Here is a 14,271-nt window from a genome sequence, read left to right on the forward strand (position 1 = left end):
ATGAATCTGTTGCATGAACTGGGGCTGGACCGTACCACGCTGAGCGCCGATCTGGCCCGTGCCCGTGTGCTGGTGGTGGGCGATGTGATGCTGGACCGTTACTGGTTTGGCGATGTTTCACGCATTTCACCGGAAGCACCGGTGCCGGTGGCCCGTATCGGCCGCATGGAAGAACGCGCCGGTGGTGCGGCCAATGTGGCGCGTAATATCGCCAGTCTGGGAGGCAAGGCCTCCATCCTGTCGGTGGTGGGCGATGACGAAGCAGCCACTGCACTGGAGCGACTGATGCTGGCAGATGGCATCACCACCTTGCTCAAGCGTGATGCCGCCATTTCCACCACCATCAAGTTGCGCGTGGTAGCGCGTCAGCAGCAATTGATCCGGCTGGATTTCGAAGATGCACCCAGCCGGGAAATCCTGGCGGACAAGCTGGAGCAATACCAGGCGGTACTGGCCGAGCACGATGTGGTGATTCTGTCCGACTACGGCAAGGGTGGCCTCACCCATGTGGCACGCATGATCGAGCTGGCACGGGCTGCCGGCAAACCGGTGCTGATCGACCCCAAGGGCGATGATTATGCCAAATATGCCGGTGCCACCCTGCTGACGCCGAACCGCAGCGAGTTCAAAGAGGTGGCGGGCAGCTGGCATAGCGAGGAGCAGCTGATTGCCAAGGCCCAGGCACTGCGCAGCGAACTGCAGCTGGATGCCCTGTTGGTGACCCGTAGCGAAGAGGGCATGACCCTGTTCCGTGCCGAAGGCGCCTTGCACCAGCCGACTTTCGCCCGCGAGGTTTACGATGTATCCGGCGCGGGGGATACCGTGATCGGCACCATGGGTCTGGCCCTGGCGGCCGGGCTGTCGCTGCCGTTGGCCATGAGTCTGGCCAATGCCGCGGCGGGCATCGTGGTCGGCAAGCTGGGCACGGCTGTGTGCACCCAGCAGGAATTGTTCGTAGTTTGACTGTGGCCGCAGGGCTGGGGATGCACATGACAACAGTGCTGGACGAGGTGGTGCAATGCTGGTTTGGTGGTGCAGAGCCCGCGCTGATGCAGCAGCCGCAAGCCAAGTGGTTTCGCAAGGATGCTGAATTCGACCAGCTGTTGCGCCAGCGCTTTGCCAGTGGCTGGCAAGCCGCCATGAGCGGGCAGCTGGCCATGCCGTCAGTGGCCGAGCCGCTGGCGCTGCTGGGCTATATCGTCCTGACGGATCAGCTGTCACGCAATATGTATCGCGACAGCGCCCAGGCTTTCGCCAGCGATGCGCTGGCCTTGGCTGCGGCACGCCAGCTGGTCGACGCCGCCGCGGATCAGGCACTGCCGCCGATGGCGCGGGTGTTTGTCTATCTGCCTTTCGAACACAGCGAACAGCTGGCCGACCAGGATGTGTCCGTCGCGCTGTTCCAGACGCTGGCAGCCTACCCGCATAGTGCGGAATTCATCGACTACGCCCAGCGGCATCGCGACATCATCCGCCGTTTTGGCCGTTTTCCCCATCGTAATGCGCTGCTGGGCCGCCCCAGCACACCGGAAGAGCTGGCCTTTTTGCAGCAGCCCGGCTCCTCCTTCTGAAAGGACGCACAATGACTATCGTGGTGACCGGCGCCGCCGGCTTTATCGGTTCCAATATCGTCAAGGCGCTGAACCAGCGCGGTATGACCGACATCATCGCCGTGGATAACCTGACCTCTGGCGACAAATTCCGCAATCTGGTGGACTGTGAAATCGCCCATTATCTGGACAAGCATGATTTCCTCAATCTGCTGCTGGAAGGCGAGTTCGAGGGCGAGATCAGCGCCATCCTGCATCAGGGTGCCTGCTCCGACACCATGAACCACGACGGCAAGTACATGATGGATAACAACTATCAGTACACGCTGGCGCTGTTTGATTACTGCCAGCACGAGGAAATCCAGTTCCTGTTTGCCTCCAGCGCGGCTACTTATGGCAAGGGCACTATCTTCAAGGAAGAGCGCCAGTACGAAGGCCCGCTCAATGTGTATGGCTACTCCAAATTCCTGTTTGACCAGGTGTTGCGCCAGCGCATGAAGGAAGGCCTGTCTGCCCAGGCCGTGGGCTTCCGCTATTTCAATGTCTATGGCCCGCAAGAGCAGCACAAGGGGCGCATGGCCTCGGTGGCCTTCCACAACTTCAACCAGTACCGCGAACACGGCAAGGTCAAGCTGTTTGGCAGCAATGATGGCTGGGGCAATGGCATGCAAAGCCGCGACTTTGTCTCGGTGGAAGACGTGGTCAAGGTCAATCTGTATTTCCTGGATAACCCAGGCAAGAGCGGCATTTTCAACCTGGGCTCCGGCCGCGCCCAGCCTTTCAACGATGTGGCGGTGTCCACCGTCAATGCCTGCCGCCGCCACGAAGGCAAGCCGGCACTGAGCCTGGACGAACTGGTGGCCCAGGGCATCATCGAGTACATCGATTTTCCGGAAGCGCTCAAGGGCAAATACCAGAGCTTTACCCAGGCCGATATCGGCAAGCTGCGCGATGCCGGCTACAGCGCCCCCATGCTGACGGTGGAGCAGGGCGTGGACCGTTATGTGGACTGGCTGATCAACCGCTAAGTCTCCGGCCATTCGCACCAGCCGCCATGCCTGAGGCTTGGCGGCTTTTTTATTGCCATCGCCATGGCGCTTGCTGCTTGGTTATTTGATTAGAAATAACGGTTCGACTGCCTGTTAGCACCAGGTCGTATAATGGCGCTCTGCCAAGGAGACTCACTCGTGTACAAGTATCTGGAAGACTTCGTCGGCCATACGCCGCTGGTTCGGCTCAAGCGTATGCCGGGGGATAGCAGCAATGTGCTGCTGCTCAAGCTGGAAGGGAATAATCCGGCCGGTTCGGTCAAGGACCGCCCCGCGCTGTCGATGATCCGCCGGGCCGAGGCACGTGGCGATATCAAGCCGGGGGATACCCTGATCGAGCCCACCAGTGGCAATACCGGCATTGCGCTGGCCATGGCGGCGGCCATGATGGGTTACAAGATGATCCTGCTGATGCCGGAAGGCTCCAGTACCGAACGCGTGCAAACCATGCGCGCCTATGGTGCCGAGGTGATTCTGACCCCGAAAGAAGCCTCCATGCCGGGGGCCATCGACGAAGCACACCGCATGCAGCGTGCCGGGCTGGGGGTGATTCTGGACCAGTTTGCCAACCCGGATAATCCGCTGGCGCACTATGAAGGAACCGGGCCGGAAATCTGGGCCGATACCCAGGGCAAGATCACCCACTTTGTTTCCAGCATGGGGACCACCGGCACCATCATGGGCAATAGCCGTTATCTGAAAGAACAGAATCCGGCCATCCAGATCATCGGTGTGCAGCCGGAAACCGGTAGCCAGATTCCCGGCATCCGCAAATGGGAAGACGAGTACCTGCCCAGGATCTGTGATTTCAGCCGTATCGATCAGCTGATTCATGTGTCGCAGCAAGAGGCGGAAGACACCGCCCGCCAACTGGCGCGAGAAGAAGGCATTCTGGCCGGTCCGTCTTCCGGTGGCGCACTGGCGGTGGCGTTACGGCTGAACCGGCAACTGGAAAACGCGGTCATCGTGTCCATTGTGTGTGACCGTGGCGACCGCTACCTGTCGACTGGCCTGTTTCCTCTGTAGGACGAACAGTTCAATACAAAAAGCCGTTTCCATCAGGAAACGGCTTTTTGTATTGGTGGGCGCGGTGTCTGTTCAGCGATGAATATCGTGGGTCACGCAGGAGTTGGCCGCATCCGGCATGTCCAGCCAGCCGGGGCGCTGCAGGCTGTTGCGAATGTCCTGATAACCGCTGTGCCAGTGCTGGCGCATGGTTTGCAGGCCAAACTGGTAGTCTTTGTAATGATCATCGTAAACCTTGTCCTGATAAATCAGATGGATGACATTTAGCCGCTGGCTACTGGCGGCCTGCTGCGCAGCCAGGAATATTTTCTTGTCGTGATGCTCGGCAGGAACCAGCTCCATCAGCTCGGACAGCATCTCGCGAAAGTGCAGTTCGTGGCGCAGTACATCGGTCATCATGCGGGTGCGGCTGGAGTACTGGATGTCTTTTTGGCGCATGGCCACTTCCTTCATATTGCCGGGCAGGTCGCCACGCGCACTCCACAGGTCTACCTGGAAGGCCAGGGTATTGTTGCGTTCATCGGCACCAATCAGCTGCCCCAGCGGGGTATTGGACACCACACCACCATCCCAGTAGAACTCACCGTCGATTTCCACCGCAGGAAAGCCCGGTGGCAACGCACCTGAGGCCATGAAATGCTCCGCTCGCAGCTTTTGCCGTGTGTTGTCGAAATAGACAAAGTTGCCGGTACGCACATTGACCGCGCCAACCGACACCCGCATCAGCCGGCTGTCATTGAGGCGGTCGAAATCCACCAGTTGTTCCAGTGTCTGCTTGAGCGGGCTGGTGTCGTAAAAACTGATCTCCGCCGGTGTGCTGTACTGGTGAAAGCTCCAGGGCAGGCGCGGCCGATAGAAGCCGTTCTGACCTTCCAGTAGCGAGCGCCAGGCTTCCCAGCCGGCCAGCATGTGCTGCATCGGGTCTGGCCATTGGCTGGTATCCAGATGACTCAATGGCGTTGCCGGAAGTAATGGCGGCTGACAGATGGTTTCCCAGAAGCGGCGCAGTTGGTCCACCCGTTTGTTGGGCGGGTTGCCGGCAATGATGGCTGCATTGAGCGCCCCGATGGAAATGCCGGCCACCCAGTTGGGGTGCAGGTCGGCCTCGGCCAGGCCCTGATAGACGCCAGGCTGGTAGGAACCCAGCGCGCCGCCACCTTGCAGCAACAGGGCGACGACATGGTATTGATGGCCGGCCGGCAGGCTGGCGCTTTGATAAAGCTGGTGTTGCGGATCGTAGCCAACGCTCATGCAATACTCCGTTTGCACATCGCTGTGCGGCTGGTTGCTGGTATGCCAGGGAAGGGAGCCACCCTCCAAGGGGGGCGGCTCCCTTCATTATCCGCTGTGGCCTGGAGCGGCTCACTGCGTGGTGTCGCGTCTCAGGGACAGCGCAGCCGATGCAGACTGGCCAAGGCCAGAAGGCATGGCTGCGGCAGCGGTAGTGTCAGCCTTTTATTGCATGTACCAGCCATGGCTGACCACAATCGACTGGCCGGTCAGGGCATTGCTGGGGAAGGAGGCCAGGTAGAGTGCCGTCTGGGCGATATCATCCACGGTGGTGAAGACGCCATCGACGGTGTCACCCAGCATCACGTGCTTGATGACTTCGTCTTCCGAGATGCCCAGGGTCTTGGCCTGTTCGGGGATCTGCTTTTCCACCAGCGGGGTGCGCACGAAACCGGGGCAGATCACATTGGAGCGGACATTGTATTCCGCCCCTTCCTTGGCCAGTACCTTGCTCAGGCCCAGCAGCGCGTGCTTGGCTGCGACATAGGCGGACTTGAGCTTGGAGCCTTCGTGCGAGTGCACCGAACCCATGAAGATGACGGTGCCACCGCGCTTGTCCTTGTACATGTGGGGCAGGGCGGCCTTGGTGGTGAGGAAACCACCATCGACATGAATGGCTTGCAGCCTTTTCCAGTCGGCAAAGCTGAAATCCACCAACGGGCTGATGATCTGGATGCCGGCATTGGATACCAGGATATCCAGCTGGCCAAAGGCATCCACCACGGCCTGGGTGCCGGCATTGACCGCCTCTTCATTGGTGACATCCATGGCCACGCCCATGGCTTTGCCGCCTGCCGCGATGATTTCCTTGGCCGTGGCCTCGGCTGCGGCCAGATTGATGTCGGCAATGGCCACCGCTGCGCCCTCGCGGGCATAGGTCTCGGCAATGGCGCGGCCGATGCCGCTGGCGGCACCGGTAATCAGGGCAACTTTTCCTTGCAGTTTCATGCTTCTTCTCCTTTGGTCAGCGCAGATAATCGAATTCAACTTTGCCAAGGCCCAGAGTCAGGTCGGCAACATAGTGTTTGGCACCCAGTATTTCCAGCACCGGTAAATCCGCCACCGGTGCCAGTGCATGGGGGAAGAGTGACAAGGCGGCAGGTCCAGTCCAGGCGCCATGCACTTCGACATCCAGCATGGGGAAGCTCACCAGTTCGCAGATGCGCGCCGTGCCATCGACATGAGGGATGATTTTCAGCAGGTAGTTGGGGGTGTCGCGCAGGCTTTGGGCTATGACGGCGCGGTCCAGTTCCCGGTGCTTGTAGCCCATGCTGCCGGTGGCCACGCGTACCGGGCCATAGTTCAGCTCGCCTACCAGGGTGTCGGTATGCACTTTCAGCTGGGGGGAGGCCATTTTCTTGGGAAAGCCCCACAACTCGCGGCCGCCGGCGGTGGGCGGGTGGTCATTCAGATACATGGCGTGGGTGTAGTTGCCCGCTTTGCCCTGGTAGGAAACCGGAATCACCTGACCGCTTTCGGTGTAGTCGCCAAAGCCGGTGGAGTCCGGCATGCGGATGAATTCGAAATTGACCACCGGCTCGATCATTTGCAATGGCTCGGGAATCACCGCCCGCAGTTTGTCCGGGTCGGTGCGGTAGCTGATGATGAAGAATTCCCGCTGGTAAAAGCGGTAGGGGCCGGGAGGAAAGGCTGGGCTGGTAAGCGGCATGGCAAAGGCTTGCCGACGAATCTGTTCGATATTCATGAACCTACCTGTAAGGATGTCGTGCGTTGCTGGAATGCATGCCGCCATGACCGGCTGGCGGCAGCCCATTAAGAATGTCTGGCGGGAGGCTTTACAGCCAGATCGTGGTGACAGGTCTAATTGTCAGGGGCAATGGATTGCAGCAGCATGACCGGCCTTGTTTTTCACTTGCCCGACAGCGCGCCGATTCGGGTTATCATGCGCTATTGATCGCCGGACGGGCAGGGCTCGCGGTATGGCTTTATTGCGCCGGTGCCAGCCTGCGCCACAACACCAACAACAGAACAGCACACATCATGTCCCAGCATACCTTTTCCCCGGATGGCAACGCCCTGACCAGCCCCAAGGCCTGGTACCAGGCCGCCAGTGAAAAGCCCGGTTTCATTCATGATGCGGCACAGGCAGCCGCCATCGAAGAGCTCGATGCCTTGTGGCATCAATTGCTGGAATTCAAGGACAAGCGCAACCGCTTTCTGGGGCGCAGCCTGCGCAGCCCGGATGTGCCGCGTGGCCTGTATTTCTGGGGGGGCGTGGGGCGTGGCAAGAGCTTCCTGATGGATGCCTTCTACGCCTGCGTGCCGTATCGACGCAAGCGCCGCATTCATTTCCACAATTTCATGGCCGAGGTGCACCGCGAACTGCGCCAGCTGGCGGGGAGCAAAGACCCTTTGCTGGCCTATGCCGACAAGATCGCCCGCGAAACCCGTCTGCTGTGTTTTGACGAATTTCATGTCAGCGACATTGCCGATGCCATGATGCTGGGCCGCCTGCTCAGCGCCTTGTTCGAGCGTGGCGTGGTACTGGTGACCACTTCCAACTACCCGCCGGATGGCTTGTACCCGAACGGTTTGCAACGGCAGAACTTCCTGCCGACCATTGACTTGATCAAGCGCGAATTGAATGTGCTGAATGTGGATGGTGGCAATGACTATCGCCTGCGCGAACTGACCCGTGAGCCCTTGTTCATGGTGCCGGACGATGCGGCTGCCGAGGCGCGCATGGAGGCCATGTTTAGCCGCTTGAGCAGCGAGACGCTGATTGCCAAGCAGGAAATCGAGATTCTGGGGCGGCAGATTCCGCTGAAGAAACTGGCACCGGGCATGATCTGGTTTGATTTTCCGGCCATCTGTGATGGTCCGCGCGCCCAGACCGACTATCTGGAGATCGCCACCGAATTCCATACCGTGTTCATCAGCGGTATTCCCAAGCTGGCGGCCAAGGATGCCTCCATTGCCCGCCGCTTTACCTGGCTGGTGGATGTGTTTTACGACAACCGGGTGAAGCTGATTGCTTCGGCCGCAGTGCCCATCGACGATATTTATACCGACGGCGTGCAGGCCAGCGAGTTTTTCCGTACCGCCAGCCGGCTGACCGAAATGCAGTCCAAGAGTTATCTGGAGCTGCCGCACCAGAGTGCCGGCCAGACCCACGACCAGCCACCGCCGGGCGTGGTGATCTGAAATACCGTGCTGTGCAGCCCACGGCCAGACAGTGTCTGGCCGTTTTGCTGTCAGGCTTGCGGAATGTCGTCGATCAGGGCAATCAGGTCGGTGATGCCGACGTCCTCGCCCAGCTGGGACAGCAAGGTGGTGGCCTGGCCGCGGTGGTGGGTCTGGTGATTGAAGAAGTGCAGCAGAAGGGCGTGGAAGTTCTTGCGCTGCGCGATGCCACGGGTGTTGTGATAGGCCAGCGGCTGATCAAGATCGCTGTCGTTAAGCGCGCTGCATAAGTAGATGATGACTTCGTCCAGCTGCTGTCGCCGCGTCGCTAGCGCGGGCAGCTGGTCAAACAGCAAGTCGTTCAAGGAGGTGGGCGCTGCCATGGCCTGCAGCGGCTGCAAGGCGGCAAAGTTGGCGGGGTGCTGGCCAAAGCGTTGCAGCCACAAGGTGTCGGCTACCACGATGTGATTGAGCGTACCAAACAGCGAACCAAAAAACGCGCCGCAGTCCTGCTGCAAGACCGCTTCTGGCAAGCGGGCTGCCGCCTGGTAAAGTTTGTCATTCATCCACTGGTTGTAGCGGGCCTGCAGCGCAAGCTGTGCGAGTCGGTTCATCGTGCCCTCCTGAAAACAGCACGATAACGCAGCATTTGCCGGAATGACAGGCAAAACAAAAGCGGCCATCAGGCCGCTTTTTGCACAGCATTCAAACAAGCGATCAGGCGCGCTTCTTGAATTCGCCGGTGCGGGTGTCGATTTCGATCTTTTCGCCGGTATTGACGAAGGCCGGAACCTGTACTTCGAAGGTGGTGCCTACCAGACGAGCCGGCTTCAGAACCTTGCCCGAAGTATCGCCGCGTACGGCCGGTTCGGTGTATTCCACTTCGCGTACCACGGTGGTCGGCAGTTCCACGGAGATGGCCTTGCCATCGTAGAAGGTAACCTGGCAAACATCTTCCATGCCGTCAACGATGTAGTTGAGTGCGTCGCCCAGGTTGTCGGCTTCTACTTCGTACTGGTTGAATTCGCTGTCCATGAAGACATACATCGGGTCAGCAAAGTAGGAGTAGGTGCAATCCTTGCGATCCAGAACCACGACGTCGAACTTGTCGTCAGCGCGGTAAACGGCTTCAGAGCCGGTGCCGGTCAGCAGGTTCTTCATCTTCATTTTTACAACGGATGCGTTGCGGCCGGATTTGCTGAATTCGGCTTTTTGCACGACCATCGGGTCGTTGCCTACCATGAATACGTTGCCAGCGCGGAGTTCTTGTGCGGTTTTCATTGCTTGTAAAGTCCCAAACTCTTGATTGAACTCGGAAATCGGTTTCCGAAAAACGGGCTATTCTAGCTGGTTTTCTATGAATTGCACCAGCCGCATCCCCAAGTCTCCTTGCTCGAGCAACTTGTCCGGCCAGTTGCGGCTGTGCTGATGCCATTGCGGCAGGCACTTTTCCAGCTGCTGCCACGCTGCCACCATGCCCTGGCCATGGTTCCAGGCATGGCTTGCCGCCTGCAGGGCGCTGGCGGTTTCCGCGTCAATGCCTCGGCAGTAGTGTGACAAAAAGGCATCAAGCTTCACCATGTGCGCCGCATCGTCTTGCGGATAGATATGCCAGATGAAGGGCCGGCCCGCCCATTGTGCCCGGACGAAGCTGTCCTCGCCGCGCACGAAGTTGATATCGCAAGACCACAGGGTCAGATCGTAACTGTCCTGATCGGTCATCGGCAGCACATGCACGGTCAGCGCGCCGCGTGTGGCATGCTGTCCGGCCTGCAGCGGCCGCCCCAGCACTGCCTCGACATCGGCCAGCACCTTGCCCTCCGGCACCATGCAGTGCACCGGCAGCGGGCTGCCTGTCCAGTACTCCAGCAACTCGCGTGCCGCCGGGTTTTCATAGGCAAACAGGCTGATGCGCCACTCCTCCGGCTGCTTTTCCGGAATATCGAACATCTGCCAGAAGGCGCGTTGCGCCAGCTTGTCTTGTTGCCAGCGCTGACGGGTGGCGATCAGGCCATCCTCGCATAGCAGGCCGCCGGTGCTAGCGCTGAAACCGGGAAAGAAAAAGTACTTGGTCAAGGGCAGGCGCGGGTGGGGCGAGGCCATGCCATGGCAGCCTTCCACCCAGTCTTCCGCCGACAGGTATTCCAGATTGATCCACACCGGCCTGATGTCAGCCCCTGCCATGGCTTGTTCCACGGTGTCGGGCAGGCGGCAGCCAAAGGCCTCGATCACCACCCGTGCCGGCTGGTAGCCGGCAAAGCTGTCGTGCGGCTCCCAGCGGCGGATGTCGATATCGTCCACCAGCTGTTGTGGGCTGGCCGGGTCCAGCAAGGGGGCGATGCGGGCAAAACTGGCCAGATCATCCACCCACAGCCGCACCGGGTGGCCAAAGTCATGAGCCAGCCGGCGGGCCAGTCGCCAGGCCACCCCGATATCACCGTAGTTGTCGATGACGGTACAGAAAATATCCCAGCTGAGGCGTGCGGTCTGTGGCATGGCGGCATGATGAAATGAGGGCAGGCGCAGCATAGCACGCGCTGCTGCGGCCTGTGCGGCTGTGGCTGCCGGTCAGGCGTGCCAACAACTTTGCTAACAACATGCGGGTAACACTATTTGATAAAACAGTTAAAATGAAAGCTAATGCCTACAAGAAGAACGCCATGAGCACAACTGATCAGAATTCTGGAAATCCCCCCTTGCCAGGCAAGGCTGCGCGCTGGCGGCGCTGGCTGGCCGGCCTGCTTGGCATCATCGTGCTGTGCTGGGGCTTTCTGGCGGGTATTGCGCCGGGCATCGTACAAAGCCAGGCCAGCAAATGGGCTGCTGGCATCGGTCGCCAGCTGAGCCTGGGCGAAGTGTCCATCAATCCGTGGAAAATGGCGGTGGAAATCCGCCGGCTGCAACTGGCCGAGGGCAAGGGTGAGCCGCTGTTCGCCGCCGACCGGGTCTATGTCGATTTCGACCCCACCGCGCTGTTGCTGGGGCGCTGGCAGCTGTCGGAATTCGCGATGGACGCGCCCAGGCTATGGGTCAAGCGTGACGGGCAAGGGCAGTGGAACTGGGCGCGCTTCATCAGCGATGCCAGCGGCCCGCCCCAGCCGAAAAAACAGGACAGCACCACACCAACATTCCTGCTGCAGGCACTGGCCATCCGCAATGGCCAGATCATGGTCAATGACCAGCTGGCCGGCAGCAAGGAGCAGTTCAAGGTTTCGCCACTGAATCTGTCGCTGACGGATATTTCCACCCTGCCGGAAGCCGGTGGCTATCGCCTGCATGCCGCCCTGGGGGATGGCACCCAGCTGGACTGGAAGGGCAGCCTGCAATTGCAGCCTTTGCAATCGACCGGTCAAGCCAGCATCCGCGGCTTTACCCTGGCCAGCGTGTGGGACTACATCAAGCCGCAGTTCAATATCGCCAAGCCGCAAGGCGAGCTGTCGGCCCAGGCCAGTTATCACTTCGATATGAGCGGCAAGCGCGCCCAGCTGCAGATCAGCCCCTTCAATGCCCAGCTCAAGGGCTTGCTGATGCAGGCACCGGCCAGCCAGCACCATTTTTCCCTGCCCACCCTCAATGTCAGTGGTGGCAGCTTTGATCTGCAGGGCAGCCGCCTGGCGATCAAGCAAGTGGCGCTGGAGGGCGGCAGCCTGGATGCAATGCGCATGCAGAATGGTGTGATCGACTGGATGATGGCCTTGCCGCAACAGCCGGCCAGCGCAGCGGCCCAGCCCGCGCACCAGAATGCGCCGTCGCCATGGTCCATCACGGTGGACGATATCAAGCTGGCCAACTGGCAATACCGGCTGACCGATGCCGGTTTCACCACGCCCTTGCAGCTGTCAGCCTCCTTGCCGCTATTGCATGCCCGTTTTGCGCTGGACCCCAGACAGGGCTTCAGCGTCGACCGGCTGGCGGCCGAGCTGGCTGACATCAAGCTGGGTAATGGCGAGCGGGAAGAACAGATCAGCCTGGCCAAGGCCACGCTGCAGCCTTCGCGCATTGTGCAGCATGGTCTGCTGATCGAGCCGGGTGCGCTGGATTTGCAGGGCCTGCGCGTGGCTGTGGAACGCAACAAGCAGGGGCAGTTAAACCTGGCCCGGCTGTTTGCCCGCGGCAAGGTCAATCCGCCAGCCAGCCAGCCGGCAAGCGCCGACGGCAAGAGCCAGCCAGGCTGGCAGCTGCATTATCCTGCGGTCAAGCTGACGGATGGCCAGCTGGGCTGGAGCGACCAGACCCTGGCGCGACCGGTCAGTGCCACGCTGCGCGCGCTGAACGCCACCTTGCAGCCTGATGCTGCCGGCCAGCTGGCGCTGGAACTGGCCGGCCAGCTGGAGTCCGGCCAGCTCAAGGCCGCATTGCAGCTGGACCCGGCCACTGCAGCCATCAAGGGCAAGGTGAATGCCCAGGCCCTGCCGCTGGCACCGTTTGCACCGTATGGTTTGTCCGGCACGCCGCTGCGCATGAATGGCGGCCAGCTGAATGCCCAGCTGGATGTGGAGTCGGCGAGCAAAGGCTGGAAAGTGGCCGGTACTGCCGGCATCAGCAGCCTGGCCATCATGGAGCCGGGTGAGAAACTGCCGCTGCTGGGCTGGCGCAATCTGCGGGTCAACGGTATCCGTGCCCAGAGCACCCAGGCCTTGCCGCTCAGCGTGGCGGTACAGGATGTGCAGCTGGAAGAACTGTCTGCCAGATTGATTCTGGACGCCCAGCGCCAGCTCAACTGGCAGCGCATTTTTGCCGCCAAGGCCGCGGCTGCGCCGAAAACCGCAGCGGCCGCCAAGCCAGCAGCGGCCAGCAGCATGCCGCCAGTGGAAATCCGCAGCATTCATCTGAACCGCAGCAAGGTGCAGTTTGCCGACCAGAGCATGCAGCCGAACTTTGCCACCCAGATGCACCACCTGCGCGGTTCGATCCAGGGCCTGTCCACCCGCCCCGGCCGCACCGGCACCATCACGCTGGATGGCGATGTCGACCAGTATGGTGATGTGCGGGTACGCGGCGTGCTGGCCCCGCTGGCGGTGACCGACAATACCGATGTCACGCTGTCATTCCGCAATATTCTGCTCAACAACCTCAACCCCTATGCCACCACCTTTGCCGGCTGGCGCATCAATGATGGCCGGCTCACCGTCGACCTGCACTATCTGCTGGACCACCGCCAGATGAAGGGGCAGAACCGGGTGGTGATCAACACCATCCAGCTGGGTGACGAGGTGCCGGACTACAAGGGTACCCACCTGCCGCTGCGGTTGGCCGTGGCCTTGCTGGAGGATAGCGACGGCAAGATCGATCTGGATTTGCCGGTATCCGGCAGCCTGGATGACCCGCAGTTCAGCTATGGCCAGATCGTGTGGAAGGCGCTGGTGAATGTGCTGACCAAGGTGGTCACCGCCCCGTTCCGTGCCCTGGGTGCGTTGCTGGGTGGCGATGGCTTCGACAATGTCTACTTCATTCCGGGTGAGGCCAATGTGGCACCGCCGGAGCGCGAGAAGCTGGAAAAGGTGGCTGCGGTAATGGCCAAGCGGCCCAAGATGCAGTTGCAGCTTGCCGGCAGTTTTGATCCGGCGGTCGACAGCAAGGAGCTGGCCCGTGCCCGCATCGACAGCGCCATCCTGCAGGCCGCCGGGCGCAGCCTGTTGCCGGGCGAACCGCTGCCGCTGCCCGACATGGCCGACCCGGCCATGCTGGATGCCATCAAGACGGTGTATGCCAAGCGCCTGGGCCGTCTCAAGCTGATGGGCCATACCCTCAATCCGGGTGGTCCGGCGGGCAGTGCACTGGCCAAGCTGTTGCGTGGCGAGCTGATTGCGGCCGAGAAAGTGGACGATGCCGCCTTGCAGGCACTGGCGCAGCAACGTGCCGAAAATGCCCGCAAGGTGATGATGCGGATTGACAACACTTTGGCCGCACGCATCACACTGGGCGAAGCCGCCAAAACCCGCGCCGAACGGGACGGCATCGCCATCGGCATCAAGCTGGGCAGCAAGTAGACGCTAATTCGGCTTGATGTCCATCAATAAACGGCGTAACTACATATGGTGTAGTACGCCGTTTTCTTTTGCCACATATTGTGAGTTTTGCGTAAGAATGGGCAGCCGCCTCATCGGCAGAGCCGTGGGCGAAGGGGCGGCGTAATGCCCTGGCAGCGGTTAAACTGTCTAGTCGATGCGACTGCGGTAATCAGGACAATTCTCAAATAAATCAGGAATCGA

Annotated in this window: 12 protein-coding genes; 6 read left to right on the forward strand and 6 right to left on the reverse strand. The window is 60.5% G+C overall.

Annotated features, from left to right (window positions below; genetic code table 11):
* The 4 genes from rfaE1 to cysM all read left to right on the forward strand — a co-directional run bounded on the left by rfaE1 (position 1) and on the right by cysM (position 3,625).
* On the forward strand, positions 1–963 hold the full coding sequence (rfaE1, locus tag JHD64_RS03335; protein WP_199052250.1) for a D-glycero-beta-D-manno-heptose-7-phosphate kinase: 963 nt from the start codon (positions 1–3) through the stop codon (positions 961–963).
* 26 nt (positions 964–989) lie between these two features.
* Positions 990–1,571 (forward strand): DUF924 family protein, encoded by a 582-nt coding sequence (locus tag JHD64_RS03340; RefSeq protein ID WP_233170315.1) that lies wholly within the window; start codon positions 990–992, stop codon positions 1,569–1,571.
* 11 nt (positions 1,572–1,582) lie between these two features.
* Complete coding sequence (gene rfaD, locus JHD64_RS03345; RefSeq protein WP_199052251.1) at positions 1,583–2,578, forward strand: ADP-glyceromanno-heptose 6-epimerase; 996 nt, start codon at positions 1,583–1,585, stop codon at positions 2,576–2,578.
* Positions 2,579–2,710: 132 nt separating this feature from the next.
* Positions 2,711–3,625 (forward strand): cysteine synthase CysM, encoded by a 915-nt coding sequence (cysM, locus tag JHD64_RS03350; RefSeq protein ID WP_059285876.1) that lies wholly within the window; start codon positions 2,711–2,713, stop codon positions 3,623–3,625.
* Between the two features lie 72 nt (positions 3,626–3,697).
* Here the strand turns inward: cysM and JHD64_RS03355 are convergent, their stop codons facing one another.
* The 3 genes from JHD64_RS03355 to JHD64_RS03365 form a co-directional block, all read right to left on the reverse strand.
* Positions 3,698–4,876 (reverse strand): patatin-like phospholipase family protein, encoded by a 1,179-nt coding sequence (locus tag JHD64_RS03355; RefSeq protein ID WP_199052252.1) that lies wholly within the window; start codon positions 4,874–4,876, stop codon positions 3,698–3,700.
* 204 nt (positions 4,877–5,080) lie between these two features.
* Positions 5,081–5,863 (reverse strand): 3-hydroxybutyrate dehydrogenase, encoded by a 783-nt coding sequence (locus tag JHD64_RS03360; RefSeq protein WP_059285875.1) that lies wholly within the window; start codon positions 5,861–5,863, stop codon positions 5,081–5,083.
* A gap of 16 nt (positions 5,864–5,879) precedes the next feature.
* Positions 5,880–6,620 carry an acetoacetate decarboxylase gene (locus JHD64_RS03365; protein WP_199052253.1) on the reverse strand — a complete coding sequence of 247 codons (741 nt, stop codon included), beginning with the start codon at positions 6,618–6,620 and terminating at the stop codon, positions 5,880–5,882.
* Positions 6,621–6,916: 296 nt separating this feature from the next.
* Here JHD64_RS03365 and zapE point away from each other — a divergent pair, with 296 nt between their 5' ends.
* Positions 6,917–8,080, forward strand: coding sequence for a cell division protein ZapE (gene zapE, locus JHD64_RS03370; RefSeq protein ID WP_059285873.1), 1,164 nt, complete (start codon positions 6,917–6,919; stop codon positions 8,078–8,080).
* A 50-nt stretch (positions 8,081–8,130) separates the two neighbouring features.
* Here the strand turns inward: zapE and JHD64_RS03375 are convergent, their stop codons facing one another.
* The 3 genes from JHD64_RS03375 to earP all read right to left on the reverse strand — a co-directional run bounded on the left by JHD64_RS03375 (position 8,131) and on the right by earP (position 10,555).
* Positions 8,131–8,673, reverse strand: a complete 543-nt coding sequence (locus JHD64_RS03375; RefSeq protein WP_199052254.1) for a DinB family protein — start codon at positions 8,671–8,673, stop codon at positions 8,131–8,133.
* Between the two features lie 103 nt (positions 8,674–8,776).
* Positions 8,777–9,340: an elongation factor P gene (gene efp / locus JHD64_RS03380; protein ID WP_059285870.1), complete on the reverse strand. Its 564-nt coding sequence runs from the start codon at positions 9,338–9,340 to the stop codon at positions 8,777–8,779.
* Between the two features lie 57 nt (positions 9,341–9,397).
* Positions 9,398–10,555 (reverse strand): elongation factor P maturation arginine rhamnosyltransferase EarP, encoded by a 1,158-nt coding sequence (gene earP, locus JHD64_RS03385; protein ID WP_199052255.1) that lies wholly within the window; start codon positions 10,553–10,555, stop codon positions 9,398–9,400.
* Positions 10,556–10,719: 164 nt separating this feature from the next.
* On the opposite strand from earP, the gene JHD64_RS03390 reads away from it, so the two are divergent.
* Positions 10,720–14,049, forward strand: a complete 3,330-nt coding sequence (locus JHD64_RS03390) for a DUF748 domain-containing protein (RefSeq protein ID WP_199052256.1) — start codon at positions 10,720–10,722, stop codon at positions 14,047–14,049.
* Positions 14,050–14,271: the final 222 nt, after the last annotated feature.

Origin of the sequence: Aquitalea sp. ASV15 (assembly GCF_016429115.1) — a bacterium.
GTDB classification, from domain to species: domain Bacteria; phylum Pseudomonadota; class Gammaproteobacteria; order Burkholderiales; family Chromobacteriaceae; genus Aquitalea; species Aquitalea magnusonii.

What these genes read in the sequence shown, in the direction of transcription:
- efp (WP_059285870.1), bottom strand. Translation starts at nt 9,340, where the DNA reads ATGAAAACCGCACAAGAACTCCGCGCTGGCAACGTATTCATGGTAGGC.
- JHD64_RS03365 (WP_199052253.1), bottom strand. Translation starts at nt 6,620, where the DNA reads ATGAATATCGAACAGATTCGTCGGCAAGCCTTTGCCATGCCGCTTACC.
- rfaD (WP_199052251.1), top strand. Translation starts at nt 1,583, where the DNA reads ATGACTATCGTGGTGACCGGCGCCGCCGGCTTTATCGGTTCCAATATC.
- JHD64_RS03375 (WP_199052254.1), bottom strand. Translation starts at nt 8,673, where the DNA reads ATGAACCGACTCGCACAGCTTGCGCTGCAGGCCCGCTACAACCAGTGG.
- JHD64_RS03390 (WP_199052256.1), top strand. Translation starts at nt 10,720, where the DNA reads ATGAGCACAACTGATCAGAATTCTGGAAATCCCCCCTTGCCAGGCAAG.
- JHD64_RS03360 (WP_059285875.1), bottom strand. Translation starts at nt 5,863, where the DNA reads ATGAAACTGCAAGGAAAAGTTGCCCTGATTACCGGTGCCGCCAGCGGC.
- earP (WP_199052255.1), bottom strand. Translation starts at nt 10,555, where the DNA reads ATGCCACAGACCGCACGCCTCAGCTGGGATATTTTCTGTACCGTCATC.
- rfaE1 (WP_199052250.1), top strand. Translation starts at nt 1, where the DNA reads ATGAATCTGTTGCATGAACTGGGGCTGGACCGTACCACGCTGAGCGCC.
- JHD64_RS03355 (WP_199052252.1), bottom strand. Translation starts at nt 4,876, where the DNA reads ATGAGCGTTGGCTACGATCCGCAACACCAGCTTTATCAAAGCGCCAGC.
- zapE (WP_059285873.1), top strand. Translation starts at nt 6,917, where the DNA reads ATGTCCCAGCATACCTTTTCCCCGGATGGCAACGCCCTGACCAGCCCC.
- cysM (WP_059285876.1), top strand. Translation starts at nt 2,711, where the DNA reads ATGGCGCTCTGCCAAGGAGACTCACTCGTGTACAAGTATCTGGAAGAC.
- JHD64_RS03340 (WP_233170315.1), top strand. Translation starts at nt 990, where the DNA reads ATGACAACAGTGCTGGACGAGGTGGTGCAATGCTGGTTTGGTGGTGCA.